The sequence below is a fragment of the Sphingomonas sp. CFBP 13706 genome (assembly GCF_014842355.1).
GTDB classification, from domain to species: Bacteria; Pseudomonadota; Alphaproteobacteria; order Sphingomonadales; family Sphingomonadaceae; genus Sphingomonas; species Sphingomonas aerolata.
This window is the reverse complement of record NZ_JACYVM010000083.1, coordinates 1-370: the sequence shown is the minus strand read 5'-3', so window position 1 is coordinate 370 and position 370 is coordinate 1. Positions and strand designations below refer to the sequence as shown.

At 68.1% G+C, this 370-nt stretch carries 2 protein-coding genes; one reads left to right on the top strand and one right to left on the bottom strand.

Going from position 1 to position 370, the window contains the following annotated elements; all coding sequences use genetic code 11:
• The coding region (locus IFS44_RS21760) for a hypothetical protein (protein ID WP_192100241.1) at positions 1–201 on the top strand (201 nt) is incomplete at its 5' end.
• On the opposite strand, the gene IFS44_RS21755 is transcribed toward IFS44_RS21760, so the two are convergent.
• A partial coding sequence (locus tag IFS44_RS21755) for a spore coat protein U domain-containing protein (protein WP_192100239.1) occupies positions 191–370 on the bottom strand: 180 nt, incomplete at its 5' end. The genes IFS44_RS21760 and IFS44_RS21755 overlap by 11 nt on opposite strands.

Sequence of the window (370 nt, the reverse complement as noted above, 5' to 3'; positions counted from 1 at the left end):
CCCCCATCGACCCCGTTCACCGACCCGAGGTCGATCGATCCCCAACTGCCCCCGGTGTCGGCGCTGATCGCGCAACCATTGGCGATGACCGCGCCGACCCTGAAGGTGCGGCTGGTCTCGGCCATGCTCCCCGACGCACAGCCTGCAATCGCCGACACCGCGAGGAAAGCCCGGACGGCGCGCACCGCCGCTACCAGCTGAGCGTCACCTGTACCGTATCGGTATAGGTGCCCGCCGGCAGCGCCAGGCCATTGCTCGACGCACGGGCATAGATCGGCAGCGTCAACGCCGAGGTGGCCGCGGTGCCGAGGCTGATCTGCCTGCCGATGGTGATTTCGTCCTGCCGCGACGCGTCCGTATACAGCCGATA